Below are 25012 nucleotides of genomic sequence, written 5' to 3' on the forward strand. Positions count from 1 at the left end.
CGGCATGATACCTGGCGAATACCTGCTTGAAGAAGGCGACATCACCCTCAACGCCGGCCGCGCCGGCTGCACCTTGGTGGTGGCCAATAGCGGCGACCGGCCGGTGCAGGTCGGGTCGCATTTCCATTTTTTCGAGGTCAACGCGGCCCTGCAGTTCGACCGCACGCAGGCACGCGGCATGCGGCTCGATATCGCCGCCGGCACCGCCGTGCGCTTCGAGCCCGGCCAGCGCCGCACGGTGCAGCTGGTCGCGCTGGCCGGCACGCGCCACGTGTACGGCTTCAACGCCCTGGTGATGGGCGCATTGGACGGGGAGGGATAATGGCCCGGATTTCGCGCCGCGCCTATGCGGAAATGTTCGGGCCGACCACGGGCGACCGCCTCCGCCTGGCCGACACCGAACTGTTTATCGAGATCGAACATGACTACGCCATTCCCGGCGAAGAAGTGAAGTTCGGGGGCGGCAAGGTGATCCGCGACGGCATGGGACAATCCCAGTTGCCGCACCGGGACGTGATGGACACGGTGATTACCAATGCCGTGATCCTCGACCACTGGGGCATCGTGAAAGCCGATATCGGCCTGAAAGACGGCCAGATCGCCGCCATCGGCAAGGCCGGCAACCCGGACATCCAGCCGGGCGTCACCATGGCCATCGGCGGCGCCACCGAGATCATTGCGGGCGAAGGCATGATCGTCACCGCCGGCGGGGTCGACACGCACATCCATTTCATCTGCCCGCAACAAATCGAAGAAGCGCTGGCGTCGGGGGTGACCACCATGATCGGCGGCGGCACCGGGCCAGCCGTCGGCACGGCAGCCACCACCTGCACGCCCGGCCCGTGGCACATCCACGCCATGCTGGCGGCGGCAGACGCCTTCCCCATGAACCTGGGCTTCCTGGGCAAGGGCAATGTAAGCCTGCCGCGCCCGCTGGAAGAGCAGGTCGAGGCGGGCGCCATTGGTTTGAAGCTGCATGAGGACTGGGGCAGCACACCGGCGGCGATCGACAATTGCCTGTCGGTGGCCGACCGCATGGACGTGCAGGTCGCCATCCATACCGACACGCTGAACGAGGGCGGCTTCCTGGAAGCGACGCTGGCGGCGTTCAAGGACCGTACCATCCACACCTTCCATACCGAAGGAGCGGGGGGTGGCCATGCGCCGGACATTATCGCGGCGGTTGGCCAGTCGAATGTGCTGCCCTCGTCCACCAACCCGACCCGCCCATTCACCGTCAACACGCTGGACGAGCACCTGGACATGCTGATGGTGTGCCACCACCTGGACGCCGCCATCGCGGAAGACGTGGCATTTGCGGAATCGCGCATCCGCCGCGAAACCATTGCGGCCGAAGACATCCTGCACGACCTGGGGGCGATCTCGATGATGTCGTCCGACTCGCAGGCCATGGGGCGGGTGGGAGAAGTCATCATGCGCACCTGGCAGACGGCGCACAAGATGAAAGTGCAGCGCGGCCCGCTGCCCGGCGACGACAGACGCAACGACAACACGCGCGTCAAGCGCTACGTGGCCAAGTACACCATCAATCCTGCCATCGCCCATGGCATTTCGCATGTAGTTGGCTCGCTTGAAGTGGGCAAGCTGGCCGACCTGGTGCTGTGGCGGCCGGCCTTCTTCGGCGTCAAGCCGTCCCTGGTGCTGAAAGGCGGCATGATCGCCTGTGCCCAGATGGGCGATCCCAACGCCTCGATTCCCACGCCGCAGCCCGTATACATGCGCCCGATGTTCGGCGCCTTTGGCGGCGGCTTGAAAAAGTCGCTGACTTTCGTGTCGCAGGCGGCGTTCGAGGCGGGCGTGGCGCAACGCCTCGGACTTGCCAAGCGCGTGGTGCCGGTGCGCGCCACCCGCCAGCTGCGCAAAGCCGATATGGTCCACAACGGCGCGACCCCGCACATGGAGGTCGACCCCGAAACCTATGAAGTGCGCGCCGACGGCCAGTTGCTCGTGTGCGAAGCCGCGCCGGTGCTGCCGATGGCGCAGCGCTATTTCCTGTTCTGAGAAAGCGAAGACCATGCAGACCCTGCACACCAAACTGGCCGCCGCCGACCGCGTCGACGGTGAGCTGGTACTGACTTACGACCAGCGCGAGAAGTGCCGTCAGCGCGCGCGCCTGGTGTCGGGCGAAGAGATCGCCCTGTTCACTGCGCGCGGCACGGTGCTGCGCGAGGGCGACCTGCTGACCGGTGAAACCGGCTTCGTGGCGCGCGTGCACGCGGCTGCGGAGCCGGTGTACACCGTGCGCGCCGCCGATGCCCACGGTCTGCTGCGCTGCGCCTTCCACCTTGGCAACCGCCATAGCCAGGTGGAGGTGGGCGACGGCTTCCTGCGCATCCGCGTCGATCCCGTGCTGCGCGATATGCTGGCCGGGCTGGGTGCGATTGTCACGGAAGACCTGGCGGCCTTCGAGCCGGAGGCCGGCGCCTATTCCGGCGGGCATGGGCACGGCCACCCGCTGGCCCCGGTGCCGTTGCGGCAGAAGATCCATCGTCCTGCGGACGCATGAGGATGGAAGCGAAGGCGCTGCTGCATCTGCTGCAATTCGCCAGCCCGGCGCTGCCGGTTGGCGCCTACAGCTATTCGCAAGGCCTGGAGGCGGCGCTGGAGGATGGCAGCGTGCACGATGCGGCCACGGCGCGCGCCTGGATGAGCAGCATGCTGCACGAAGTGCTGGCGCGCTGGGACGCGCCACTGTTCTGGCGTCTGCTGCGCGCCCACGCGGCAGGCGATGCGGCGGCTGCAGCGTGCTGGGCCGAGCGCTGCCTGGCCTCGCGCGACACGGCGGAACTGCGCGCGGAGTCGGTGCAGATGGGCTTTTCGCTGGCGCGCCTGCTGGCCGAACTGGAGCTGGCGCCGGCCGCCGAAGGCGAGGAAGCCTATCTCGCCGCGCTGGCCCGGGCCGTGCATGCGCTGAGCGTGCCGCACGAGGCGGCGCTGCTGGCCATGCTGTTCGGCTGGGCCGAGAACCAGGTGCTGGTGTGCGTCAAATCCATCCCGCTCGGGCAGGTGGCTGGCCAGCGGCTGCTGCTGTCGCTGCGACCCGAGATCGAAGAAGCGGCCCGTATTGCGCAAGCGCTGGACGATGCGGACATATCCAACTGGGCGCCCGGGCTTTCCCTGCTGTCGATGCGGCACGAAGTGCAGCACGGCAGGCTTTACCGTTCATAAAGGAATTACCATGGCATCCAATCCCCTGCGCGTCGGCATCGGCGGCCCGGTCGGCTCCGGCAAGACCGCCCTGTGCGAAATGCTGTGCAAAGCGATGCGCGACAATTACGACATGGCTGTGATCACCAATGACATCTACACCCGCGAAGACATGGAGATCCTGCTGCGCGCACAGGCGCTGCCGCCGGAGCGCTTGATGGGCGTGGAAACGGGCGGCTGCCCGCACACCGCGATCCGCGAGGACGCTTCGATCAACCTGGAAGCGATTGCACGCTTGCAGGCGGATTTCCCGTCGCTCGACTTGATCCTGGTCGAATCCGGGGGCGACAATCTTGCCGCGACCTTCAGTCCGGAGCTGTCGGACCTGACCTTGTATGTCATCGATGTGGCGGGCGGCGAAAAGATTCCGCGCAAGGGCGGGCCCGGCATCACGCGCTCCGACCTGCTGATCATCAACAAGACGGACCTGGCGCCGCACGTAGGCGCAGACCTGGACATCATGGCGCGTGACGCCGCACGGCAGCGGGGCGAACGCCCTTTCGTGTTCACCAATTTGCGCAGCGGGCAGGGCGTGCAGGAAGTGGTTGGCTTCATTCGCGAACAGGGTTTGCTGGGCATGCCGCGCTAGTCCCTTTGCGGTGAGCTGGCCGGCAGCGAGATGCGAACCGTGGCTCCCTCGCCGGGGGCCGACTCGATCCCGATGCGCCCGCCCATCACGCCGGTGACGATGTTGTAGACGATGTTCATGCCAAGGCCGGTGCCGCCACTGCCCATTTTGGTAGTGAAGAATGGATCGAAGACTTTGCGCTGGACTTCTTCCGACATGCCGGCGCCATCGTCGCGAAACACGATTTCGACCTGCCCGTCTTCGACAGTACGGGCGGATAGTCGGAGGTGGCCGCTGGTGCGGCCTTCAAAGGCGTGCATCAGGGCGTTGTTGATCAAGTTGTTGAAGACCTGGTACACGCTGCCCGGATAAGAATCGAGTTCCAGTTCCGGGGGCACGTCGACTTCCATCTGGATTGCACTGCGGCGCAGGCGCGGCATGTAGGTCGCGGCGGTGTCGAGCGCGACTGCCTGCAGGCGGAAGCGGCGGCGCTGGTCGTTGGTCTGGTCCACGGCAATCTGCTTGAAGGAAGCGATCAGGGACGCTGCTTTCTCGAGCGAACTGGAAATCAGGCCGCATGCAAGCTGTACCTCTTCCAGGTGATGATTCAACGTAGAGCGCCGCACCGAGCCGTCAGCCACCGACAGTTTGAATTCCTTCACGCGGTCGTCCAGCGCGGTGGAGGCCAGCAGGCTGTTGCCGATCGGCGTATTCAATTCATGCGCGATGCCCGCCACAAGCGAGCCGAGGGAGGCCATCTTTTCAGCTGCGATCAGGTCGTGCTGGGTGCGCTGCAAGGTCTCCAGCGCATGCGACAGGTCGCGATTTGCCTGCTCCAGCGCGGCTGAGCGTTCGCGCACCCGCGACTCCAGTGCATCGTTCAATTCGCGCAATTGCTGCTTGGCCTTCATCTCCTGCGTCAGGTCCAGCAAAGCCCAGATGATGGCGTGCTTGCCGTCCAGGAGCAGCGAGGACGACCAGATCGCCACCTGTCCCGGCCCGCCGTCAGGCAGCATCACATCGGCCAGCTCGCCGCGCACCACGCCATGCAGGCGGTACTCGTTCCAGATGCGCTGGCGCTCGTTGGGCGAGGCCCAGAACGTCACTTCATCCGAACGCCTGCCAATCAGTTCGTGCAGCGGCGTGCCGAAGGTGCGAGCCAGGGCCTGGTTGGCGGCGATGATGCGGCCTTCCTGGTCCGATACCGACAGCGGCAGCGGGGTCATGTCGAACAGGGTGCGGAAGCGTTCTTCGGATTCGCGCAGGCGACGCTGCGATTCTTCGAGCTGGGCGATGCGTTCGCGCAGCGCGGCGCTCATGAGGTTGAGCGAATGCGTTACCACTTCCAGTTCGTCGCCGCCGCTCTCGGGCAACTGGCTGAACTGGCCTTCTGCCAGATGTTCCGAGTGGCGCGCCAGGGCAGCGAGGCGTTTGCCGACGCCGCGCGTCATGGCGAAGAACAACAGCAGGGCCAGTGCGAAACCGAGCAGGGCGATCAGGCCGCCCTGGCGCAGCACGTCGTCGCGCGCTGTTACAAGGTCGACGGTGGAAAGGCCGAAGTGCAGCATGCCCACCTGGTTATCCTTCAACAGCAGCGGCGCTTGCGCGTGCAGCAGGTTGCCGTCGACAGAGGTGCGCACGCCGCCGCCCAACTGGGCCTGGCGCAGCGCTTCCGGCATGAAGTCTGGCCGCTCGCCCGCTTCCAGCACCGTTTCGCCGGAAGCATCAAGGATCACGATATAGCGCAGGAAGCTGTCGCGCGGGTCGGACAGCATTTCCGACCAGTAGCTGCGCAATTCGCCCAGGTGGCCGCTGCTGGCATAGGGCGTCAGCGTGAGGTTGAGGTTGATGGCATATTCGTGGGCAACGCGGTCGGCATTGCGGCTGACGGCGTTGGTCATCAGGCGCAAGCTGTTGCCGATCAACAGGGCCACCACCACGGCCTGGACGAAAGCGCTCAGCAGCAGGAATTTCGCGCGCAGCGAAAGCTTCAAGTTATGCCCCCCAGCTTTGTTGATTTTTGATTATCGGGACATTGTATCCCTTCATTAGTGAAAGTTGCCGAAATTTAAAAAAAACGCCGCCCGGCTGTTGCGGGGCGGCGTTGGCGCGTAGCAGGCGCAGTAACGGTGCTTCGGCTTATGGCAGGGTCAGGATGACCTTGACGCTGTCGTCGACAGCCGATTTGTCGATGTAGCCGATGGCTTTCGGATCGTCCGCCACGGCTTTTTTCACCTCGGCGTTGGACTTGAATTCCTTCGGTGGCGTGGCCTTGCCGGTAAATACCAGCTTGGACCAGATGGCTTTCACCTGGGCAGGGTCCTTTTCGGCGACTTTCTGGTAGAAGTCGGTGCGGATCTTGGAGCCTTCAGCCTGGTCCACCGGGGTGAACATGGCCGATTTGCCGAGGAAGAACTGGGACGCCTGTTCCGAGAACATGCGCGAGGCCGGATTGTCCTTGTTGACGATCACGACGATTTCGGCCGAAGCAGGCAGGGCTGCGGCAGCCAGTGCCGAGGCGAGGAGGGCGCAGAGGATTTTTTTCATGGCCGTAGCTCCTTAGAACACGAAGTCGATGCCGGCGGCATAGACGTTTACGCTGTTGCTGTAAGTTGGCACGCCGGAAGGCAGGATCAGGGAGCCGCCTTTGACTTGTGGCTTGACGTGGTCGATCTGCACTTTCAGGGCCAGCGACTTGGCGAAGTCCCAACGCATGCCGACCAGGTCGGATTTCTGTTCAGGCGACACCAGCAGGCCGCGCACGGCGCCGAAGGTTGCAGCCAGCGGATGGGCGGCAGGCACGGTCGGCACGGTTACGGACGAACCGTGGCCCTTGTAGTAAGCATGGGCGTAGTAAGGCAGCACTTTGCCGAAGCGGTAGCCGGCCATGATGTAGCCCGAGTTGGTCTCAGGGATGTAGACCGGCTCGTGGGCGCGGCGCTGGGCGTACTCGGCTTGCAGCACGATGTTCTTCCAGTCCATCGTCAGGCCGATTTCGGTGAAGCTCATCTTCTTGCCGCCACGCAGGGTCAGGTCGTCGGCGAGCTGGACCGCGGCCGGCACCTTGGTCGCGGCCAGGCCGTCGGTCAGGGCGTTGATCGGGGCCAGGTTGTTGACTTCGATCTTGGCGCGGGCGTGCGCCAGGCGGGCGGTGAACGGGCCGTATTCGGCGGTCACTGCAGCGCCGAACACCGGCGACTGGTGTTTGGCGACCGAACCGCCGCCGGTCGGGATGTACAGCTTGCCGCGGCTCACGCCGCCGAAGCCTTGCACGGTGACGTTGGTGTCGCCGAAGGCATGCTGCCAGTTGACGTCAGCACCGTCCATGTTTTCGATCGGAGCCTGGCCGTACATTTCGATCGGCGGGCGCATCATGGTGTTGGCGTAGCCGACGTTCTGGTAGTCCGAGATCAGGAAGGCAGGCAGCACCACGCGGCCCAGGCGCACGTTGGTCTCGTCGTTCAGCTTGTACTTCAGGAAGCCCCAGGTCAGGTCGGTGGTGAACTGCTGGCTGGTATTCTTGCGGGTCAGTACCTGCACGGTGCCCGACAGGCTCTCGTTGAAGGTGTAGGTGGCTTGCAGGCCCAGGTTGCTGTCCAGGCCGATGCGCGGGGAGTCGCCGGTGCCTGCAGCCTGGTTGTAGCGTGCGAATTTTGCGTCATCGGAGTTGGTCTTGGCCACGCCCAGGGTGCCAAAGCCACTGATGCTCAGGTTGCCGTCGCCCAGGGTACCGGCCTGAGCCATCATGCTGGTAGCAGCCAGCATGGCGGCGGCGAGAAGCTGTTTCTTCATGAAGTGATCCGATCGAATGTTATTTTATTGATAGTGCAGCGCACCAAAGTCGTGCCATTTTGTTTATGGCAGTTTCCTAGAATAAACTAAAATTGCACCAAATTGAATTGGAACCTGCACAAATAGAGAGCAGCTTCTAGAAACTGTGGGGTTTTTGAGTTCTTTGATTGGCGTTATTGCACTGCGCACTGAAATGCGCGTGCGTTTAAAATAACAGCTTCGTTCCCTATCAAGATTGAGAAGAAAACATGGCCGTCAATTCCCCTATCCCAGTTGCCGCTGACCTGAAGCCGGTTGCCGGTATCGAGCTTGGCTATGCCGAAGCTGGCATCAAGAAGCCGGGCCGCAAGGACGTGCTGGTCCTGAAGCTGGCCGATGGCGCCACCGTGTCCGGCGTATTCACGCTGAACCGCTTCTGCGCCGCGCCTGTGCAGATTTCCAAGGAAAACCTGGCGGCCGTGAAAGCCGGCGGCAAGCCGATCCGCGCCCTGATGATCAATACCGGCAATGCCAACGCCGGCACCGGCGAATCGGGCCTGGCCAACGCGCGCACCACCTGCGCGGCGCTGGCCAAGGAACTGGGCTGCGATGCGCAGCAGATCCTGCCGTTTTCCACCGGCGTGATCCTGGAGCCGCTGCCAGTCGAAAAAATCGTGGCAGGCCTGCCGAAAGCCATCCAGAACCTCAAGCTGGACAACTGGTTCAACGCCGCCGAAGCGATCATGACCACCGACACCCAGCCCAAGGCCGGTTCGCGCACGGTCGATGTCGCCGGCCACAAGGTCACCATGACCGGCATTTCCAAAGGCGCGGGCATGATCAAGCCGAACATGGCCACCATGCTGGGCTACCTGGCCTTCGACGCCAAGGTATCGCAGCCGGTGCTGGACGTGCTGGTCAAGGAAGCGGCCGACAAGTCCTTCAACTGCATCACCATCGACGGCGACACCTCGACCAATGACTCCTTCATGCTGGTTGCCACCGGCGCCGGCACCCTGGTGGTGGACTCCGTCGATTCGCCTGAATACAAGGCGCTGGCCGCTGCCGTCACCGAACTGTCGGTATTCCTGGCGCAAGCGATCGTGCGCGACGGCGAAGGCGCCACCAAGTTCATGACCATCACCGTGGAAGACGGCAAGGACACCGCCGAATGCCGCAAGATCGCCTACTCGATCGGCCACTCGCCGCTGGTGAAGACAGCCTTCTTCGCGTCCGACCCTAACCTGGGCCGCATCCTGGCCGCCATCGGCTACGCCGGCGTGGACGACCTGGATGTCAGCAAGATCAACCTCTACCTGGATGACGTATGGGTGGCCAAGGACGGCGGCCGCAACCCGGACTACAAGGAAGAAGACGGCCAGCGCGTGATGAAGCAAAGCGAGATCACCGTGCGTGTGAAGCTGGCGCGCGGCACCGCCGCTTCCACGGTCTATACCTGCGACCTGTCACACGACTACGTGTCGATCAACGCCGACTACCGTTCCTGAGCGGATGTCGCACCAACTCGACCAATTCCTCAAGCGCGCCGAGGCATTGCTGGCGCGCGTGGAAGCCATCATGCCGCCTGCCGCCGCAGCGCCGGACTGGCTGGCCTCCACCGCCTTCCGCTGGCGCAAGCGGGGCCACACCGGCTTTCTCCAGCCTGTGCCGCGCCCTGCGAAAATCGCCTTTGACGACTTGCAGCACATTGGCCGCCAGAAGGCGCAGATCGAACAGAACACGCGCCAGTTCGTGGAGGGCAAGCCCGCCAACAACGTATTGCTGACCGGCGCGCGCGGCACCGGCAAGTCTTCGCTGATCAAGGCGTGCCTGGCGGCGTTCGCGCCGCAAGGCCTGCGCCTGATCGAAGTCGACAAGGCCGACCTGCACGACCTGCCCGACATCATGGACCTGGTAGCAGGCCGCCCGGAGCGCTTCGTGGTGTTCTGCGACGACCTGTCGTTCGAGGAAGGGGAGAGCGGTTACAAGGCGCTGAAGGTGGCGCTGGATGGCTCGGTGTCGGCCGTGATCGACAACGTGCTGATTTACGCCACCTCCAACCGGCGCCACCTGATGCCCGAGCGTATGTCCGACAATGCCACCTACACGCATGACGATGATGGCGACCTGCATCCGGGCGAAACGGTGGAAGAAAAGATTTCGCTGTCCGAGCGCTTCGGCCTCTGGCTGTCCTTCTACCCGTTCAAGCAGGACGACTACCTGGGCATCGTGGCGCACTGGCTGGCCGCCTTCGGCTGCAGCGTGCCGCAGATCGCCGACGCCCGCGCCGAAGCCCTGCAATGGGCGTTGCAGCGCGGTTCGCGCTCGGGCCGCGTGGCCTGGCAGTTTGCACGCGATTACGCAGGGAGATTGAAATGACTGCGCGCCCGATCGATGTCGCAGTCGGCATCCTGATGCAGCCCAATGGCGACGTCCTGCTTGGACAGCGCCCTGAAGGCAAGCCCTACGCCGGCTACTGGGAATTCCCGGGCGGGAAAGTCGACCCGGGCGAGACCATCCTGGAAGCGCTCAAGCGCGAGTTCGTTGAGGAGCTGGGCATCCATATCCAGAGTGCGGAAGAATGGTGCGGCGTCGAGCATGTCTACCCGCACGCCCACGTGCGGCTGCATTTCTTCATCAGCCGCGAATGGACCGGCGAACCGCAAAGCCTGGAAGGCCAGGCCTTCGCCTGGCAGGGAACGGTAGGCGTCGAACCGCTGCTGCCCGCCACGATTCCATTGCTGGAGTGGTTAGACAAAGTACGGTATTAAAAGTCGGGGTCAGGTCTGGCAATCCGCCATTTTGGCGGATTGCCAGACCTGACCCCGACTTTCATTTTGATTCTTCGTCGAGCGGATCGGTGGGGGCGGCGCCGGGGATGGTGTATTTTTCCTCGGCCCAGGCGCCAAGGTCGATCATCTTGCAGCGTTCGCTGCAGAAGGGGCGGTATTTATTGGCTTCCGTCCACTCTACCTTGGCATGGCAGGTGGGGCATTCAACGACAGTAGGCATGGTGCTTAGAAATTACAGAGGGTGAGCTCGAATGGTACATCTTCTTCCAGCGGCTTGGGTTTCAGGTCGCCGCCTTGGGAAGTAAAGCGCACCCACAGCATGTATTTGTTGGCCGAGATCTCGGGAATCGCGCCCAGTGCTTCGTCGACCGACAGGCGCAGCATCTGGTAGACCTTGCCTTGTAGCATCTGCTGGTAACTGCCGGCATTGGCGATCATTTTCACCGGGGCGCCGGAGTCACGCAGCAGGCGCAGCACCAGGGCCAGGGCGTCGAACAGCGGCGCCAGCGGGTTGAACCAGGTGACGATGTCGTTGAAGCGCTTCTCGGCCGGCTGCTTTTGCCAGGCGAAATAGGAAGGCAGGTCGAATTCGCAGGCGCCGCCCGGGATGATGGTGCGGCCGCGGATGCTCATCAGCCATTCGTTGTCGCGCACGTTCTGGCCGGTCTTGCCTTGCGAGGCGACCAGGGCGCTTGAAACACTGTCGAGTTCGGTGAGGATGGCGTCCAGCATTTCGGCCTGGACGTTCGGGTTGGAGCGGTAGCCCAGCAAGCTCTGGCGCTGGCGCTCGAGTTCTTGCAGCAGATCGGATTTCAGGTCGGCCCGCCCGGCCACTTCGAGCATGTCGAAGATGGTGGCCAAAGCGACGTGGTGCTGCATCGGGTGTTCCTGATGCACGAAGAACTTGAACTTCTCGTATAGATCCTCCAGGCGCAGCAAGGTGCGGATGCGCTCATTGAAAGGATATTCGTAAACGATCAAAGCATCCCTCGTGTCGAAGACCTATTAATAATCTCGTGATTCTGAACTATGCGAAGCAAAATTACAAATATTGCTGATAAAAACCATGCAAACGGTCTACTTGAGGGGTTAAAGCTTCGATCCTGCCGCCATTGTCTATGACATCGTCGGCCGCTGCCAGCCGTACCGCGCGCGGTACCTGGGTGGCCATGATGGCCCGCACCTGGTCTTCGGCCAGGCCATTGCGCGCCATCACGCGCGCCACCTGGACTTCTTCCGGGCAGTCGATTACCAGCACGCGGTCGACGCGCTGCTTCCAGGCGCCGGATTCGACCAGCAGGGGAATGGCCAGCATCACGTAGTCGCCGCTGGCATCGGCAGTCGCGGCCAGGGTGGCGTCGCGGATCATGGGGTGGAGGATGGCTTCCAGCCGGCGCTTGGCTGGCGGTTCGCGGAACACGAGCTCGCGCATTTTTGCGCGGTCCATGGCGCCGCGGCTGTCGGCCATGTGGGAGCCGAATTCGGCCAGGATGTCGGGCATGGCGGCGCCATTGGGCCCGGTCAGGGTGTGGGCAATCTGGTCGGTGTCGACGATGCTGGCGCCGCGGTCGGCAAACATATTGGCAACCAGGCTTTTTCCGCTGCCTATGCCGCCTGTCAGGCCGACCACGAAGCGCGCCGTCATGTCAGGGCGGGGCCGTACAGGATGGGGGTGATCTGCTGGCCGAAGAACAATGCCGCCAGGCCGGCGCCGGCCAGGTAGGGGCCGAACGGGATCTTGTGGTCGAAGCCCATGCGCGAGGCGATGATGATGCCGATGCCGACCAGTGCGCCGACCACCGAGGACAGCAGGATAATCGCCGGCAGCATCTGCCAGCCCATCCAGGCACCCAGCGCGGCCAGCAGCTTGAAGTCGCCGTAGCCCATGCCTTCCTTGCCGCGCACCAGCTTGAACAGCCAGTACACGGACCACAGCGCCATATAACCGGCGGCTGCGCCCAGCACGGCATCCTGCAGGGGCACGAACATGCCCTTCACATTGACCAGCAGGCCAAGCCACAGCAGCGGATAGGTCAGGTCGTCCGGCAGCAGCTGGGTGTCGAAGTCGATGAAGGTCATCGCGATCAGCAGCCAGCCGAAGACCAGGGTGGCCATGCCGGTCCAGCCGAAGCCGAAGTGCCACACCAGGCCGGCCGACAGCAGGGCGCTCAGGGCCTCGATCGCTGGATAGCGCGCCGAAATCGGCGCCTTGCAGGAGCTGCATTGACCGCGCAGCACCAGCCAGCTGATGATCGGGATGTTTTCCAGCGCCGTGATCTGGTGGCCGCAATGCGGGCAGGCCGAACGCGGCACCACCAGGTTGTAGCGTTCCGGATGCGGCTCCGGTTCATTGCGCTCGCTGGCGCAGAACTTGTCGGCCTCGCGCTGCATCATGACCGGCACGCGGTGGATCACCACGTTCAGGAAACTGCCGACCAGCAGGCCAAGGATGCCGGCCACCAGGGCGGCGGCCAGCGTTGCTGGCGGCGAGAACAGCATGAATACGTCTTGCATGCTGCTTACACCACCGAGCCGAGTTTGAAGATTGGCATGTACATCGCAACCACCAGGCCGCCGATCACCACGCCCAGGACCACCATGATCATCGGCTCCATCAGGCTCGACAGCTGGGCGACCGCCTCGTCCACTTCATCTTCGTAGAAGTCGGCCACCTTGCCCAGCATCGCATCGAGCGCACCGGATTCTTCACCGATGGCCACCATCTGGGTCACCATGGTCGGGAACACGTCGGCATTTTGCATGGCCACGGTCAGGCTGGTACCGGTGCTGACTTCGGTCTGGATCTTCTTGGTCGCTTCCAGGTAGACGTTGTTGCCGGCAGCGCCGCCCACCGAATCCAGCGATTCCACCAGCGGCACGCCGGCGGCGAACATGGTCGACAAGGTGCGGGTCCAGCGGGCTACAGTTGCCTTGCGGATCACTTCGCCGAACACGGGAACCTTCAGCAGCAGGCGGTCCATCGTGGCCTGCATCTTTGCCGAACGGCGCCAGCTCTGGAAGAAGAAATACAGCCCGGCAAACAGGCTGCCGAAGATGATGTACCAGTACTTGACGAAGTAATCCGAGATCGTCATCACGAACAGGGTCGGCGCCGGCAGGTCGGCGCCGAAGCTGCTGAACACTTCCTTGAAGGCCGGCACCACCCAGATCATGATCACGGAGGTCACGATGAAGGCCACTGCCAGCACGGCGATCGGATAGGTCAGGGCCGACTTGATCTTGGCCTTGATGGCCAGCGTCTTTTCCTTGTAGATGGCCAGGCGGGTCAGCAGGTCTTCCAGGATACCTGCCTGTTCGCCGGCTGCCACCAGGTTGCAGAACAGCGGATCGAAGTACAGTGGGTACTTGCGGAACGCCATGTTCAAGCTGGTACCGGTCTCGATGTCGGCACGCAGATCCAGCACCAGTTTCGATACCGAAGGATTGGAGTGTCCCTTGCCGACGATGTCGAAGGCCTGCAGCAGCGGCACGCCGGCCTTCATCATGGTCGCAAGCTGGCGCGTAAACAGGGTCAGGTCCTTTTCGGTGACCTTCTTGCCTGTCCGGTAGACCTTTTTCTTGATCTTGGTGGCCATGATGCCCTGGCGGCGCAGGGTCACGTTGACCACGGCTTCGCCACCGGCGCGCATTTCTCCGCGCACGGTCTTGCCGGTCTTGTCCTTGCCTTCCCAGGTGAATATCTGTTCTTTCGCGGTGCCCGCAGTAGCCATATCCTATTTCCTATTCGTTGGTGCAGCCCAGCACTTCTTCCAGGCTGGTCAGTCCGTTCTTGACCTTGACCAGGCCCGATTGACGCAGGGACTTGACGCCTTCTGATTCCGATTGCGCCGCGATCTGCATCGCGTTGCCGTGTGCCAGGATCAATGCTTCGATCGCGGGCGTGATCGGCATGATCTGGTAGATACCGACCCGGCCTTTATAGCCCGAGCCGTTGCAGCGCTCACAGCCCACCGGGCCGTAAGGTTTCCAGCTGCCATCCAGGTCCTCATCCTTGAAGCCCGCTTTCAGCAGCAGCTCCGGAGCGATGTCGATCGGCTTCTTGCAGGTGCACAGGCGGCGCGCCAGGCGCTGCGCCGTGATCAGGATGACCGAGGAGGCAATATTGAAGGGCGCGACGCCCATGTTCATCAAGCGCGTCAGGGTCGACGGCGCGTCATTGGTGTGCAGGGTGGAGAACACCATGTGGCCGGTCTGCGCAGCCTTGATCGCGATGTCGGCCGTTTCCAGGTCACGGATCTCGCCGACCATGATGATGTCGGGATCCTGGCGCAGGAAAGCTTTCAGCGCCACCGGGAAGGTCAGGCCGGCCCGGTCGTTGACGTTGACCTGGTTGACGCCGGGCAGGTTGATCTCGGCCGGGTCTTCGGCGGTCGAGATATTGATGCCGGGCTTGTTCAGGATGTTCAGGCAGGTGTACAGCGACACCGTCTTGCCCGAGCCGGTCGGGCCGGTCACCAGCACCATGCCGTAAGGGCGGTGCACGGCGTCCAGCAGGATCTCCTTCTGGTCCGGGTCGTAGCCGAGCGAATCGATGCCCATCTGGGCCTGGGTCGCATCCAGGATACGCATCACGGTCTTTTCGCCGAACAGGGTCGGCAAGGTCGACACGCGCAGGTCGATGGTCTTGGTGGACGACACGATCAGGCGCATGCGGCCATCCTGCGGCACGCGCTTTTCCGAGATGTCGAGCTTGGACAGCACCTTGATGCGGGACACCAGCTTGTCCTTGATCGAGGTCGGCGGCTGGGCGTGTTCGATCAGGTTGCCATCGACCCGGAAACGGATGCGGTAAAACTTCTCATAAGGCTCGAAGTGCAAGTCGGACGCGCCCATATTGACCGCATCCATCAGCATCTTGTTCAGGAAACGCACGATCGGCGCGTCTTCCACCTCGGCGTCGGCACCAGCGCCCTGCGCCTGGGACGCGCTTTCCTCTTCGGCGAACTCGATTTCGGCGTCGTCGCCCGTCATCTCGAGGACGGTCTGGGTCGAGCTCTTGGTCAGGGTTTCCAGCAGCTTGAGCAGCACGTCGTGCTGCACAATGACCGGTTCCACGGTCGATTCGGCCTGGAACTTGATCTGGTCCAGGGCCTGGATATTGGTCGGGTCGGACAGCGCCACCGACATCTTGTTGCCGCGCTTGGCCAGCGGAATCACGCGCTGGGTTGCCATCAGGCGGGTATCGATGGCCTTGGGCGGCAGGATTTCGGGGTTGATGGCGCTCAGGTCGAGCAGCGGGTAGGCAAACGTTTCGGCACAGAAGGCGGCCAAGTCGCGCGCGTTGATGGTACCGCCAGCCAGCAGTACATCAATAAACGTTGACTTTTCGGCAATAGCCTTCTTGTTCAGCGCGTCCGCTTGCGGCGGGGTAAGACGCCCCGCTTGCATCAGGGCCCGGGCCAGTCCCGACATAGGGGAACCAGACGCCGAGGTGGGTTGGACTGCTGCCATAGGAGCGCACTATCAGAATATTAATAAAGAGTGAGTCTCCGGATGATGCCTGTAGGCATCATTTTTGTAAAGGTCCGCACGGTTCACTCTGCCTGGCGGAACTCCGGACGTCGCAATTTCACTACTTTAATGGCCTGGTCTTGTGCTTGCACCACTTCCACGATGCAATCGACCACTTTGATGGAAATGGGGGCATCGGGAATGTCTTGCAATACTTCTAACAGCATGCCGTTCAACGTCTTGGGCCCATCAAGCGGAAAGTTTAAACCCAGACGCTTGTTAATGTCACGTAATGCCGTGCTGCCCTCCAGCAGGCATTCGCCGTGCTCGTCCCAGCCGAAGCTGTCGGCCCGCGCTGCGCTTGGGGTGGAGGTGGTGAATTCGCCGATCATTTCCTCGATGATGTCGTCCAGCGTGACCAGGCCCTGCACCTCGCCGTACTCGTCGACCACGATGGCCAGGCGCTCCTTGTTCTCCTGGAAGTTCTGCAGGGCGGCGAAGGCCGGCGTGTCCTGCGGGACGAAGAAGGGTTCGGATAGCAGCTTGCGGAAATGTTCGACCGTCAGTTCGTCCTGCTCGTTCAGCAGGGCGATGGCCTTGCGCACGTGCAGGATGCCGACGATCCGGTTGATCTCGCCGTCATAGACCGGCAGCTTGTTGTGGAAACAGGTGGTGAGCTGGGACTTGATGTCGTCCACCGGCATGGCCAGGTCCAGCGCCTCGATGTGGGCGCGCGGGGTCATGATGTCCTCCACTGAGATGGTGTCGAGGTCGAACAGGTTGAGCAGGATGCTCTTGTGCTTTTTCGGGATGAAGCTGCCGTTTTCCAGCAGCACCGAACGCAACTCGTCCGGTGACAGATTGCCTTCCTGGATCTGGCCAGTGGGCTTGATGCGGAACAGGCGCAGCCAGGTATTGACGAACAGGTGCACGAACCACAGCAATGGCTTGGAGACCGACAGCAGCGGGCGCAGCACCAGCGAAGCAGGCAGCACGATCTGGTCGGCATAGCGGGCGCCGACGATCTTGGGCGAGATTTCGGCCAGCACGATCAGGATGAACACCACGATCACGGTCGACAGCAGGATCACGTGCTGCTCCAGCCCGAACTGGGTAATGGCGATGGCCGTGGCGAGGGCAATGGCCATGGCGTTGATCAGGGTGTTGGCGACCAGGACCAGCGACAGCAATTGTTCGGTGCGTTCGAGCAGCCACAGGGTAGCGATGGCGCGGCGGCTGCCGCGTTTGGCCTGGTGGCGCAGGCGGAAGCGATTGGCCGCCATCAGGGCAGTTTCGGCCATGGCAAAGAAGGCCGAGGCGAGGATCAGGAAGGCGAGGACGGCAAATTGCGCCCACAAGGGAACGGTATCCAAGGGTCGTAATGACGAGTCAGTAAGGGGACGATTCTAACATGGCGCTGGCCCCGGCCGCGTCGTCGCCGCGGCCAGCACGCCTGGGCGAAGCCCCCTATAATGCTGGCCATGCGTGACGTGGATGCAATTCTGGCGCCGATGCGCCTGGCCCTGGTTCCGCCGCCGCAGCTGGCGGGGGTGGTGCGCTATTTTCATGTCGAAAGAAACAGCCCGGGCGCGGTGCTGGTGCCGGCCTCTCCCTGCCCCATGATTACCTTCTTCGTCCGCGGCGGCTCGCGCTTCAGCGGCGTGGACGGGCGCGAGCGGCTGCAGACCGCCCCCTTCATCACCGGGCCGATGTCTGCGCATACGCCGGCGGTCTGGGAGCCCGGCACCACCTTCATCAGCGCGGTGATCGACGTGGGCCAGCTGGGCCGCCTGCTGGACGTGCCTCCCGGCGAACTGCGCGACGCCGTGGTGCTGCTGGCCGATGCCGCGCCCGACTGGAGCGGCACTTGCGCGCTGGAGGAGGGGCTGCGCGCCGGCGGCGACAGCGCCGGCTGGGTTGCCCTGATGGCTGATTGGCTGACGCGGCGGCTGGCAGTGCGCGAAGCCGGCTTCAGGCGCGGCGCGCAACCATTCACCTTGCCGCCGCTGCTGATGGCCCTGCCTGCCGACGAAATCGCCACCCGTGTCGGCATCAGCGTGCGCCAGCTGGAGCGTCGCGTGATGGCCAGCTACGGCCAGAGCCTGCGCGATGGCAAGCGCATGCTGCGCTATATCCGTGCCTTGTCGAGCATGATCGCCGCGCCGCCGCGGCACGGCGGCCTGACCCGGCTCGCCGTCGACTGCGGTTATCATGACCAGGCCCATATGGTGCGTGATTTCATCCAGTACACCGGCATGGCGCCCAAGGCGCTGCTGGAAGCGGCTGCCGACGCCAGCGGGACCATGCGCCTGATGCGTTATGACGAGGCTTCGCGCGCCATCGTCACGCGCGGGGACTGACAGCCGCGGCGCATGTCGCCTCCGTACAATATTTTTCCCTCCTTCCCCGGTATCGTGGCGACGCTACGAAAGGGGAATGAAATGGAACTGGAAGCTACTCTGGAGCGCGACGGTTACGTGCTCACTTCGCTGGACGCGCTGATGGAAACGGTCCGCACCAACAGCCTGTGGTACCTGAGCTTCGGCCTGGCCTGCTGTGCGGTGGAAATGATGGAAGCCGCGTCAGCGCGCTACGACATGGACCGTTTCGGCATGTGCCCGCGGCCTTCGCCGCGCCAGGCCGACCTGATGATCGTCGCTGGCACCCTGACCAACAAGATGGCGCGCGCCATGCGCAAGGTATACGATCAGATGGCCGAACCGCGCTATGTGGTGTCGATGGGTTCCTGCGCCAATGGCGGCGGCTATTACCACTATTCGTATTCCGTGGTGCGCGGCTGCGACCGTATCGTGCCGGTCGACGTCTACGTGCCCGGCTGCCCGCCGACGCCGGAAGCCTTGCTGTACGGCCTGGTGCAGCTGCAGCGGAAAGCGCGGCGCGGCGAGCGCGCCGTCATGCTGCGCGGATAGTGGACTAGCTGCCGCGGTAGGTCGAATAGGCCCACGGCGACACCACCAGCGGAACGTGGTAGTTCTGGTCCGCATGGGCGATGCCGAAGGCGATCGTCACCTGGTCGATGAAGCGCGGCGCAGGCAAGTCCACGCCGAGCGCCGCGAAATAGTCTCCCGCGCCGAACACCAGCTCATACCGGCCAGGCTGCATGGTGTCGCCCTCCAGCAGCGGCGCGCCGCAGCGGCCATCGGCATTGGTCACATCCTCCTTCAATAGCGTGCGGGCGCTGCCGGCCAGCGCATACAGCGCCACATGCACGCCGGCGGCGGGACGTCCGTTGGCGGTATCGAGGACGTGAGTGCTCAGTTTTCCCATTTTGCATTCCTTATTTTGCTTATCCGGCAGATCATATACCGGTGCCATAACGCCAATATATTATTGCGCATATACCTTTAATCCCGGACCTGTCATGAGCAATTACCCGCGCGACCTCGTCGGCTACGGCCGCAATCCACCCCATCCACAATGGCCAGGCCAGGCCCGCGTGGCCCTGCAATTCGTGCTGAACTACGAAGAGGGCGGCGAGAATAGCGTTCTGCACGGCGACCCCGCCTCGGAGACCTTCCTGTCTGAGATCATCGGCGCGGCCGCTTTCCCGAACCGCCATATGAGCATGGAATCGATCTATGAGTACGGTTCGCGCGCCGGCCTGTGGCGGCTCCTGCGCATGTTTGAGGAGCGCAAGCTGCCGCTGACCATCTTCGGCGTGTCGATGGCGCTGCAGCGCCACCCTGAAGCGGTGGCCGCCTTCCAGGAGCTGGGCCATGAGATTGCCTGCCACGGCCTGCGCTGGATCACTTACCAGAACATGGACGAGGAGACCGAGCGCGCCCATATGAAGGAAGCGGTGCAGATCATCAAGGAGCTGACCGGCAGCGCCCCGCTGGGCTGGTACACAGGCCGCGATTCGCCGAATACGCGCCGGCTGGTGGTCGAGCATGGCGGCTTCCGCTATGACGCCGACTATTACGGCGACGACCTGCCGTTCTGGCAGGAAGTGGCGCACACCGGTGCCGACGGCAAGCCGGCCGTGACGCCGCAACTGATCGTGCCGTACACCCTGGATACCAACGATATGCGCTTTGCCGCCATGCAAGGCTTTAACAGCGGCACGCAATTCTTCGATTACCTCAAGGACGCATTCGACGTACTCTATAAGGAAGGGGACCCGGATGGCCTGAACCAGCCGAAAATGCTGTCGATCGGCCTGCATTGCCGCCTGGTGGGCCGTCCGGCGCGCGCTGCCGCCCTGGCGCGCTTCCTCGACTACGTGCAAAGCCATGACAAGGTGTGGATCACGCGCCGCATCGACATTGCCGAGCACTGGCACAAGCACCATCCTTATATGCGAAACGCCTGATATTCAAAATCAGGGATTTCATATATGGATGGGGTGCGGTAATGTTATCTTGCAAGCTAGGAGACCTGCGAGGACAAGATGTCAGAACCGATCCGCTTTTACTACCGCGGCGCCGTGCATGAAGTACGAGACGCTGCCCCAACGCAGACTGTGCTGCAGCACCTGCGCGAAGACTTGCACTGCACCGGCACCAAGGAAGGCTGCGCCGAAGGCGATTGCGGCGCCTGCACCGTGGTGCTGGGCAGCGTGGTCGACGGCAAGCTGGAGCTGAAAGCGGTCAATTCCTGCATCCAGCTCACCCCTACGCTGGACGGCAAGGCTCTGTTTACCGTGGAAGACCTGCAGCAGGCCAACGGCGCCCTGCATCCGGTGCAGCAGGCGCTGGTCGAATGCCATGGCTCGCAATGCGGCTTCTGTACGCCGGGCTTTGCCATGTCGCTGTGGGGCCTGTACCTGAAAAAAGAAGGCCAATGTGCCTCGCGCAAGGAAATCGACGACTGCCTGTCCGGCAACCTGTGCCGCTGCACCGGCTACCGCCCGATCATCGACGCTGCCCAGCGCATGGTCGAATTGCCGAACGTTGAATTCGACGCGGCTCGCGTGGCGGAGCAGCTCGAAGCACTCAAGCGCGATGCGCTGGCTGTCTACAGCGCACATGGCCAGACTTTCCTGGCCCCGCGCACCCTCGATGAGCTGATCCAGCTGCGTGCGGCCAATCCGTCCGCCGTGCTGCTGGCCGGTTCCACCGACGTCGGCCTGTGGGTCACCAAGCAGATGCGCGACCTGGGCGACATCATTTACCTCGGCCACGTCGATGCATTGAAGGTGCTGCGGGTGGACGAAGGTTCCATCGAAATCGGTGCCGGCGTTTCGCTGGAAGACGCCTACGACGCCCTGTGCCAGCACTACCCGAACGAACTGGGCGAGCTGCGCCAGCGCTTTGCCTCCCTGCCGATCCGCAATGCAGGTACCTTGGGCGGCAACGTCGCCAACGGCTCGCCGATTGGCGATTCCATGCCATGGCTGATCGCCCTCGGCGCGCAAGTGGTGCTGTGCGGCGCGGCCGGCGAGCGCGTGCTGGCGCTGGAAGACTTCTACCTCGATTACATGAAGAAGGACTTGCAGCCTGGCGAATTCGTGCAGGCAGTACGCGTGCCCCTGCCGAGCGAGGACGTGCGCTTCCGCACGTACAAGCTGGCCAAGCGCTTCGACCAGGACATTTCCGCCGTCTGCGCGGCCTTCGCCTTGCGCATGGACGGCGAGGCGGTTGCCGAGGCGCGCATCGCCTTTGGCGGCATGGCCGCCACCCCTAGGCGGGCGGCGCAGGCGGAAGCGGCGCTGAACGGGCGCGCCTGGAACGAGGCCGCGCTCGCCGACGCCATGGGCGCACTGGCGCGCGACTATGCGCCTTTGAGCGATATGCGTGCCAGCAGTGAATACCGGATGAAGACCGCGCAGAACCTGCTGCGCCGCTTCTGGCTCGAGACGCGCAATGATGCGCCGCTGGCGGCCGATGCCGTCAACGCCTTCGCTGTCAGTGCGTAATGGAGAAAGAATGAAGGAGCCAGCATGAACCATCCCGTCACTCCTGAACTGAAGGCCGCCACCTGGACCGGCGTCGGCATTCCGCGCAAGCATGAATCGGCCGAGCTGCATGTGCTGGGCCAGGCGACCTATACCGACGATATTCCCGAAGTTCGCGGTACCCTGCATGCAGCGCTCGGCCTGTCGTCCAAGGCCCATGCCCGCATTACTTCGCTGGACCTGGACGCCGTGCGCGCCGCACCTGGCGTGGTCGCGGTGTACACAGCCTCCGACATCCCGGGCACCAATGACTGCGGTCCGATCATCCACGACGACCCGATCCTGGCCGATGGCCTGGTGCAGTATGTCGGCCAGCCGATCTTCATCGTGGTCGCCGACTCGCATGCCAACGCCCGCCGTGCCGCCAAGCGCGGCGTGGTCGGCTACGAAGAGCTGCCGGCCATCCTGACGCCGCAGCAGGCCAAGGCTGCCGCCTCCTACGTGCTGCCGCCAATGAAGCTGCTGCGCGGCGATGCGCAGGCTGCGTTCGAGAAGGCGCCACACACGGTCAAGGGCCAGCTGTACGTCGGCGGCCAGGAACAGTTCTACCTTGAAGGCCAGATCGCCTATGCCATCCCGAAAGAGGGCAAGGGCATGCTGGTGCAATGCTCGACCCAGCACCCGAGCGAAATGCAGCACGTGGTGGCGCATGCGCTCGGCCTGCATTCGCACCATGTGACGGTGGAATGCCGCCGCATGGGAGGCGGATTTGGCGGCAAGGAATCGCAGTCCGCGCTGTGGGCCGCCGCGGCGGCGATCGCGGCGACGCGCACCGGCAAGCCGGTCAAGCTACGCGCCGACCGCGATGACGACATGATGGTCACCGGCAAGCGCCACTGCTTCTACTACGAGTACGAAGTGGGCTACGACGACGCGGGCCGCATCGTGGCTGCCAGGGTCGACATGACTTCGCGCGCAGGCTACTCGGCCGACCTGTCAGGGCCTGTTGCCACGCGCGCCGTCTGCCACTTCGACAATACCTACTACCTGTCTGACGTTGAAATCCATGCCGCCTGCGGCAAGACCAATACCCAGTCGAACACCGCTTTCCGCGGCTTCGGCGGCCCGCAGGGCGCCATCGCCATCGAATACGTGATCGACGAAATCGCGCGCAACCTGGGACAGGACCCGCTGGATATCCGCCGTCTCAACTTCTACGGCAAGACCGAGCGCAACGAAACGCCTTATGGCCAGGTGATCGTCGATAACGTCATCCACGAGCTGGTGGCGGAGCTGGAGCAAAGCAGCGAATACCGCGCACGCCGCGCTGCGGTGGCCGCGTACAACGCAAGCAGCCCGGTGCTGAAGCGCGGCGTGGCGCTGACGCCGGTCAAATTCGGCATCGCCTTCAATGTCACTCACCTGAACCAGGCGGGCGCGCTGGTGCACGTCTATGTCGACGGCTCGGTGCTGGTCAACCATGGCGGCACCGAGATGGGGCAGGGCATCAACACCAAGGTGCTGCAGGTGGTCGCGCACGAACTGGGCCTCGACCTGGAACGCGTGCGCATCACGGCAACCGATACCAGCAAGGTGGCGAATACCTCGGCCACGGCGGCGTCCACCGGCGCGGACCTGAACGGCAAGGCGGCGCAGGATGCGGCGCGCCAGATCCGCGAGCGGCTGGCGGCGTTTGCCGCGAAAACGCTGGGCGGCGAGGCGGCCGATGTGCGCTTCTTCGCCAACGAAATCCACGTGAACGGCCAGAGCGTGCCGTTCGAAGCGCTGGTGCAGAAGGCTTACCTGGCCCGCGTGCAGCTCTGGTCCGACGGCTACTATGCGACGCCGAACCTGCACTGGGACCCGAAGACCATGAGCGGCCACCCATTCTCCTACTACGCTTACGGCGCCGCCGTGTCGGAAGTGGTGGTCGACACGCTGACCGGCGAGTGGAAGCTGCTGCGCGCCGACGCGCTGTACGATGCCGGCCAGTCGCTGAACCCGGCCATCGATATCGGCCAGGTGGAAGGCGCCTTCATCCAGGGCATGGGCTGGCTGACTACCGAGCAGCTGTGGTGGAACGGTGCCGGCAAGCTGATGACGCATGCGCCGTCCACTTACAAGATTCCCGGCATTTCCGATTGCCCGGAAGACTTCCGCGTCAAGCTGTTCCAGAACCGCAATGTGGAGGATTCGATCCATCGCTCGAAAGCGGTGGGCGAACCGCCGCTGCTGCTGCCGTTCTCGGTATTCTTTGCCATCCGCGATGCGATTTCCGCAGTTGGCGGGCATCGCGTCAATCCTCCGCTGAACGCCCCTGCGACCAGCGAAGAAATCCTGCGCGCCATCGCGGCAGTCGAAGGCGAATCACCTTCTGCGGCAGGCTGAAATGGCTGACTGGTTGACGCCAGCCGGGGAACCGGCGGTACTCGTCACGGTCGCGCGCGCCGAAGGTTCGGTGCCGCGCGAGGCGGGAACGCACATGCTGGTCACCGCCAGCGGACAGTTCGACACTATCGGCGGCGGCCACCTGGAACACAAGGCCTTCGCCATCGCGCGCGAAATGATCGCCGCCCGCCGCGCCGGACGCGCGGTGGCGCCGCACCTAGAGCGCTTCCCGCTGGGACCAAGCCTGGGCCAATGCTGCGGCGGCGTGGTCTGGCTGCTCTTCGAGACGGTCAGCGGCGGCCTGGAAGAGGCCATGGCGCAGCTGCGCCAACGCCGCCGCCAGGACAGCTGCCGCATCAGCGCCATCGACGGCGAAGCGGAATGCCGGCTGGTGGACGAGCAGCACAAGGAAACGCATATCCATACCGACGCCGGTGGCCGCCGCTGGCTGGTCGATCCTGTCAAGCCGCCGCGCGCGCACCTGGTCCTGTTCGGCGCCGGCCACGTCGGCGCCGCGATCGTGCGCGCACTGGCCGAGCTGCCGTGCAGCGTGACATGGGTCGACGAGCGCGACGCCATGTTCCCGGCCGAAGTGCCAGGCAACGTCACGATCGAAGCCACCGACACGCCGGAAGCCTGCGTCGACGAGGCGCCCGACCATGCCAGCTACCTGGTGCTGACCCACAGCCACGCACTGGACTTGCAACTGAGCGAGGCGATCCTGCGCCGCCCCAGGGTCGGCTGGTTCGGCCTGATCGGCTCCAAGACCAAGCGCGCCCAGTTCACCTCGCGCCTCGAGGCGAAGGGCCTGAGCACGCAAAACATGGTATGCCCGATCGGCCTACCGGGTATCATCGACAAGGCGCCGGCGGTGATTGCCGCCTCGGTCGCCGCCCAATTACTGATGGTCTGGGAATCCCAGGCGAAAGACTAGCA

The 25012-nt window shown here is 63.7% G+C and carries 25 protein-coding genes; 14 read left to right on the top strand and 11 right to left on the bottom strand.

The genetic code is table 11. The annotated features are described in order from the left end of the window. The first annotated feature begins 4 nt into the window (after positions 1-4). The 5 genes from ACN9MY_RS07975 to ureG are packed head-to-tail and all read left to right on the top strand — an operon-like array spanning position 5 to position 3817. Positions 5-322 (top strand): urease subunit beta, encoded by a 318-nt coding sequence (locus ACN9MY_RS07975; protein WP_426169368.1) that lies wholly within the window; start codon positions 5-7, stop codon positions 320-322. Continuing rightward, positions 322-2022, top strand: coding sequence for an urease subunit alpha (gene ureC, locus ACN9MY_RS07980; RefSeq protein WP_426321549.1), 1701 nt, complete (start codon positions 322-324; stop codon positions 2020-2022). The genes ACN9MY_RS07975 and ureC overlap by 1 nt, the downstream gene beginning before the upstream one ends. A 13-nt stretch (positions 2023-2035) precedes the next feature. Next, entirely contained in the window at positions 2036-2527 is a 492-nt protein-coding gene (ureE, locus tag ACN9MY_RS07985) for an urease accessory protein UreE (protein WP_426169373.1), read from the top strand. A 2-nt stretch (positions 2528-2529) separates the two neighbouring features. Beyond that, positions 2530-3189, top strand: coding sequence for an urease accessory protein UreF (locus ACN9MY_RS07990; RefSeq protein ID WP_426323710.1), 660 nt, complete (start codon positions 2530-2532; stop codon positions 3187-3189). Between the two features lie 10 nt (positions 3190-3199). Beyond that, a complete protein-coding gene (ureG, locus tag ACN9MY_RS07995) occupies positions 3200-3817 on the top strand; it encodes an urease accessory protein UreG (RefSeq protein ID WP_426169375.1) in 618 nt (205 codons plus the stop codon). Here ureG and ACN9MY_RS08000 read toward each other — a convergent pair. The 3 genes from ACN9MY_RS08000 to ACN9MY_RS08010 all read right to left on the bottom strand — a co-directional run bounded on the left by ACN9MY_RS08000 (position 3814) and on the right by ACN9MY_RS08010 (position 7588). After that, a complete protein-coding gene (locus ACN9MY_RS08000; RefSeq protein WP_426321552.1) occupies positions 3814-5790 on the bottom strand; it encodes an ATP-binding protein in 1977 nt (658 codons plus the stop codon). The two genes, ureG and ACN9MY_RS08000, sit on opposite strands and share 4 nt — an antisense overlap. Before the next feature lie 145 nt (positions 5791-5935). Further along, entirely contained in the window at positions 5936-6343 is a 408-nt protein-coding gene (locus ACN9MY_RS08005) for a hypothetical protein (protein WP_426169381.1), read from the bottom strand. 12 nt (positions 6344-6355) lie between these two features. Next, complete coding sequence (locus ACN9MY_RS08010; RefSeq protein ID WP_426321554.1) at positions 6356-7588, bottom strand: porin; 1233 nt, start codon at positions 7586-7588, stop codon at positions 6356-6358. A 248-nt stretch (positions 7589-7836) separates the two neighbouring features. Here ACN9MY_RS08010 and argJ point away from each other — a divergent pair, with 248 nt between their 5' ends. From argJ to mutT, 3 genes are read left to right on the top strand one after another with little or no spacing between them, the layout of a single operon-like run. Next, positions 7837-9075, top strand: a complete 1239-nt coding sequence (gene argJ / locus ACN9MY_RS08015; protein WP_426169385.1) for a bifunctional glutamate N-acetyltransferase/amino-acid acetyltransferase ArgJ — start codon at positions 7837-7839, stop codon at positions 9073-9075. A gap of 4 nt (positions 9076-9079) precedes the next feature. Then, positions 9080-9946 carry an ATP-binding protein gene (locus ACN9MY_RS08020; RefSeq protein WP_426321556.1) on the top strand — a complete coding sequence of 289 codons (867 nt, stop codon included), beginning with the start codon at positions 9080-9082 and terminating at the stop codon, positions 9944-9946. Beyond that, a complete protein-coding gene (gene mutT / locus ACN9MY_RS08025) occupies positions 9943-10338 on the top strand; it encodes an 8-oxo-dGTP diphosphatase MutT (protein WP_426337106.1) in 396 nt (131 codons plus the stop codon). Before ACN9MY_RS08020 ends, mutT begins: the two co-directional genes overlap by 4 nt. A gap of 61 nt (positions 10339-10399) precedes the next feature. On the opposite strand, the gene yacG is transcribed toward mutT, so the two are convergent. The 7 genes from yacG to ACN9MY_RS08060 form a co-directional block, all read right to left on the bottom strand. Continuing rightward, positions 10400-10579 (bottom strand): DNA gyrase inhibitor YacG, encoded by a 180-nt coding sequence (gene yacG / locus ACN9MY_RS08030; RefSeq protein WP_426169393.1) that lies wholly within the window; start codon positions 10577-10579, stop codon positions 10400-10402. Between the two features lie 5 nt (positions 10580-10584). After that, a complete protein-coding gene (gene zapD / locus ACN9MY_RS08035) occupies positions 10585-11340 on the bottom strand; it encodes a cell division protein ZapD (RefSeq protein ID WP_426337107.1) in 756 nt (251 codons plus the stop codon). A gap of 61 nt (positions 11341-11401) precedes the next feature. Continuing rightward, a complete protein-coding gene (coaE, locus tag ACN9MY_RS08040; RefSeq protein WP_426169399.1) occupies positions 11402-12004 on the bottom strand; it encodes a dephospho-CoA kinase in 603 nt (200 codons plus the stop codon). Further along, a complete protein-coding gene (locus ACN9MY_RS08045) occupies positions 12001-12873 on the bottom strand; it encodes a prepilin peptidase (protein ID WP_426169402.1) in 873 nt (290 codons plus the stop codon). Before ACN9MY_RS08045 ends, coaE begins: the two co-directional genes overlap by 4 nt. Positions 12874-12878: 5 nt before the next feature. Beyond that, positions 12879-14090 carry a type II secretion system F family protein gene (locus ACN9MY_RS08050; protein WP_426321563.1) on the bottom strand — a complete coding sequence of 404 codons (1212 nt, stop codon included), beginning with the start codon at positions 14088-14090 and terminating at the stop codon, positions 12879-12881. 10 nt (positions 14091-14100) lie between these two features. Then, positions 14101-15792, bottom strand: coding sequence for a type IV-A pilus assembly ATPase PilB (pilB, locus tag ACN9MY_RS08055; protein ID WP_426169406.1), 1692 nt, complete (start codon positions 15790-15792; stop codon positions 14101-14103). Positions 15793-15914: 122 nt separating this feature from the next. Then, positions 15915-17204: an HlyC/CorC family transporter gene (locus ACN9MY_RS08060; protein WP_426169409.1), complete on the bottom strand. Its 1290-nt coding sequence runs from the start codon at positions 17202-17204 to the stop codon at positions 15915-15917. Positions 17205-17303: 99 nt separating this feature from the next. On the opposite strand from ACN9MY_RS08060, the gene ACN9MY_RS08065 reads away from it, so the two are divergent. Beyond that, complete coding sequence (locus tag ACN9MY_RS08065) at positions 17304-18191, top strand: helix-turn-helix domain-containing protein (RefSeq protein ID WP_426169411.1); 888 nt, start codon at positions 17304-17306, stop codon at positions 18189-18191. Between the two features lie 81 nt (positions 18192-18272). Beyond that, on the top strand, positions 18273-18761 hold the full coding sequence (locus ACN9MY_RS08070) for a NuoB/complex I 20 kDa subunit family protein (RefSeq protein ID WP_426169413.1): 489 nt from the start codon (positions 18273-18275) through the stop codon (positions 18759-18761). A gap of 4 nt (positions 18762-18765) precedes the next feature. On the opposite strand, the gene uraH is transcribed toward ACN9MY_RS08070, so the two are convergent. Beyond that, the gene (gene uraH, locus ACN9MY_RS08075) at positions 18766-19119 is read right to left on the bottom strand and encodes a hydroxyisourate hydrolase (protein ID WP_426169416.1); all 354 of its coding nucleotides are present in this window, start codon (positions 19117-19119) and stop codon (positions 18766-18768) included. A 94-nt stretch (positions 19120-19213) separates the two neighbouring features. Here uraH and puuE point away from each other — a divergent pair, with 94 nt between their 5' ends. The 4 genes from puuE (at position 19214) to xdhC (ending at position 25010) form a co-directional block, all read left to right on the top strand. Beyond that, the gene (gene puuE, locus ACN9MY_RS08080) at positions 19214-20164 is read left to right on the top strand and encodes an allantoinase PuuE (protein WP_426169419.1); all 951 of its coding nucleotides are present in this window, start codon (positions 19214-19216) and stop codon (positions 20162-20164) included. A gap of 78 nt (positions 20165-20242) precedes the next feature. Beyond that, positions 20243-21709, top strand: coding sequence for a xanthine dehydrogenase small subunit (gene xdhA / locus ACN9MY_RS08085; protein ID WP_426321567.1), 1467 nt, complete (start codon positions 20243-20245; stop codon positions 21707-21709). A 24-nt stretch (positions 21710-21733) separates the two neighbouring features. Next, the gene (xdhB, locus tag ACN9MY_RS08090; RefSeq protein WP_426169424.1) at positions 21734-24076 is read left to right on the top strand and encodes a xanthine dehydrogenase molybdopterin binding subunit; all 2343 of its coding nucleotides are present in this window, start codon (positions 21734-21736) and stop codon (positions 24074-24076) included. Position 24077: 1 nt separating this feature from the next. After that, complete coding sequence (xdhC, locus tag ACN9MY_RS08095; protein WP_426337108.1) at positions 24078-25010, top strand: xanthine dehydrogenase accessory protein XdhC; 933 nt, start codon at positions 24078-24080, stop codon at positions 25008-25010. Positions 25011-25012: the final 2 nt, after the last annotated feature.

It is taken from the genome of Pseudoduganella sp. R-31, assembly GCF_049913235.1.
Taxonomy (GTDB): Bacteria; Pseudomonadota; Gammaproteobacteria; order Burkholderiales; family Burkholderiaceae_D; genus Rugamonas.

Excerpts from the sequence above, each read along its gene's own strand:
- xdhC (WP_426337108.1), top strand. The coding sequence starts at position 24,078 with ATGGCTGACTGGTTGACGCCAGCCGGGGAACCGGCGGTACTCGTCACG.
- ACN9MY_RS08045 (WP_426169402.1), bottom strand. The coding sequence starts at position 12,873 with ATGCAAGACGTATTCATGCTGTTCTCGCCGCCAGCAACGCTGGCCGCC.
- pilB (WP_426169406.1), bottom strand. The coding sequence starts at position 15,792 with ATGTCGGGACTGGCCCGGGCCCTGATGCAAGCGGGGCGTCTTACCCCG.
- puuE (WP_426169419.1), top strand. The coding sequence starts at position 19,214 with ATGAGCAATTACCCGCGCGACCTCGTCGGCTACGGCCGCAATCCACCC.
- ureG (WP_426169375.1), top strand. The coding sequence starts at position 3,200 with ATGGCATCCAATCCCCTGCGCGTCGGCATCGGCGGCCCGGTCGGCTCC.
- ACN9MY_RS08050 (WP_426321563.1), bottom strand. The coding sequence starts at position 14,090 with ATGGCTACTGCGGGCACCGCGAAAGAACAGATATTCACCTGGGAAGGC.
- mutT (WP_426337106.1), top strand. The coding sequence starts at position 9,943 with ATGACTGCGCGCCCGATCGATGTCGCAGTCGGCATCCTGATGCAGCCC.
- xdhA (WP_426321567.1), top strand. The coding sequence starts at position 20,243 with ATGTCAGAACCGATCCGCTTTTACTACCGCGGCGCCGTGCATGAAGTA.
- ACN9MY_RS08005 (WP_426169381.1), bottom strand. The coding sequence starts at position 6,343 with ATGAAAAAAATCCTCTGCGCCCTCCTCGCCTCGGCACTGGCTGCCGCA.
- ACN9MY_RS08065 (WP_426169411.1), top strand. The coding sequence starts at position 17,304 with ATGCTGGCCATGCGTGACGTGGATGCAATTCTGGCGCCGATGCGCCTG.
- yacG (WP_426169393.1), bottom strand. The coding sequence starts at position 10,579 with ATGCCTACTGTCGTTGAATGCCCCACCTGCCATGCCAAGGTAGAGTGG.
- ACN9MY_RS08070 (WP_426169413.1), top strand. The coding sequence starts at position 18,273 with ATGGAACTGGAAGCTACTCTGGAGCGCGACGGTTACGTGCTCACTTCG.
- ACN9MY_RS08010 (WP_426321554.1), bottom strand. The coding sequence starts at position 7,588 with ATGAAGAAACAGCTTCTCGCCGCCGCCATGCTGGCTGCTACCAGCATG.
- coaE (WP_426169399.1), bottom strand. The coding sequence starts at position 12,004 with ATGACGGCGCGCTTCGTGGTCGGCCTGACAGGCGGCATAGGCAGCGGA.
- uraH (WP_426169416.1), bottom strand. The coding sequence starts at position 19,119 with ATGGGAAAACTGAGCACTCACGTCCTCGATACCGCCAACGGACGTCCC.
- xdhB (WP_426169424.1), top strand. The coding sequence starts at position 21,734 with ATGAACCATCCCGTCACTCCTGAACTGAAGGCCGCCACCTGGACCGGC.
- ACN9MY_RS07990 (WP_426323710.1), top strand. The coding sequence starts at position 2,530 with ATGGAAGCGAAGGCGCTGCTGCATCTGCTGCAATTCGCCAGCCCGGCG.
- argJ (WP_426169385.1), top strand. The coding sequence starts at position 7,837 with ATGGCCGTCAATTCCCCTATCCCAGTTGCCGCTGACCTGAAGCCGGTT.
- ACN9MY_RS07975 (WP_426169368.1), top strand. The coding sequence starts at position 5 with ATGATACCTGGCGAATACCTGCTTGAAGAAGGCGACATCACCCTCAAC.
- ACN9MY_RS08020 (WP_426321556.1), top strand. The coding sequence starts at position 9,080 with ATGTCGCACCAACTCGACCAATTCCTCAAGCGCGCCGAGGCATTGCTG.
- ureE (WP_426169373.1), top strand. The coding sequence starts at position 2,036 with ATGCAGACCCTGCACACCAAACTGGCCGCCGCCGACCGCGTCGACGGT.
- ureC (WP_426321549.1), top strand. The coding sequence starts at position 322 with ATGGCCCGGATTTCGCGCCGCGCCTATGCGGAAATGTTCGGGCCGACC.